This window comes from Pedobacter sp. 01N416 (assembly GCF_056399685.1).
On the sequence record NZ_JBFTRT010000886.1, the window covers coordinates 1 to 1,232 of the forward strand.

The 1,232-nt window shown below is 36.4% G+C and carries 1 protein-coding gene and 1 pseudogene; both read left to right on the top strand.

The genetic code is table 11. The annotated features are described in order from the left end of the window. Positions 1-920 (top strand): cytochrome c oxidase subunit II (locus tag AC1DND_RS28135; protein WP_477586183.1); only part of this gene is annotated, 920 nt, incomplete at its 5' end. A gap of 23 nt (positions 921-943) precedes the next feature. Next, positions 944-1,232, top strand: a pseudogene (locus tag AC1DND_RS28140) (cytochrome c oxidase subunit I); the annotation flags it as partial.

Consider the following 1,232-nt stretch of genomic DNA (forward strand, 5'->3'; position numbering starts at 1 on the left):
GTTTATATGGTGTATATTGGGAATATACTGTGCATGGCGCCATGTTACTTCCAGCTGCAGCATCTGAGCACGGAAAGAAAATTGATGATATGTTTAATTTAACATTAATCATCACCACAATCGTATTTGTGGTTACACACATCTTGTTATTCGGATTTTCTTACATCTATAAATACTCAGCCAAAAGAAAAGCTTACTATTATCCACATAATAATACAATCGAAAAAATCTGGACAATCGTTCCGGCTTTAGTATTAACTGTTTTGGTATTAATGGGTTTCTTAACCTGGAGATCTATTTTCTTCAAAGTTGAAGATCCAAACAACAAACCATTACAGATAGAAGTTACTTCTGAGCAGTTTAAATGGTCTATCCGTTATCCTGGAGCTGATGGTGTAGTTGGTAATAAAAATTACAAGTTAACTACAGCTACCAACCCATTGGGTATCGATTTTAAAGATTTAAACTCTCGTGATGATGAGATGGCTGATGAGATGGTGCTTCCGGTTGGAAAACCTGTAAAGCTGATCTTAACCAGTAAAGATGTAATTCACAGTTTTTATATGCCTCATTTTAGAGTACAGTTAAACACTGTACCGGGTATGAGAACCATTTTTGAGTTTACGCCTACTAAAACTACTGCTGAGATGCAGCAAGAAACCAACGATCCTAACTTTAAGTACCTTTTCTTATGTGCTAAAATCTGTGGGTCAGGTCACTACAACATGCAAAAAGTTGTGCGGGTGGTTTCTGAAGCTGAATACAAAACTTGGATAGCAGAACAGAAAACATACTTAAACGACGATTTAAGAAAACAATTTAATTTGCCAGTGGCACCTGCGCCTGTAAAATCAGTAGCAGATTCAGCAGCAACAGATTCTACAGCTGCGAAAACTAACCAAATGGCTTTAAATAAATAATATTAAGCAGGAGCGAACGAATTATGTCAACAATAGCATTACACGACGAACACAATCACGATCACGCTGATCATGGGCATCATAAAGAGACTTTGATTTCAAAGTATATCTTTAGTATGGATCATAAAATGATTGCTAAGCAATTTTTAATTACCGGTATCATTATGGCGGTAATAGCAATGGGCTTATCAATTTTATTCCGTATTCAATTGGCCTGGCCAGATCAAAACTTCCCTTTCTTAGAAACATTTTTAGGTAAATGGGCAGAAGGTGGTCGTATTAAACCCGATTTTTACCTTGCACTGGTAACCA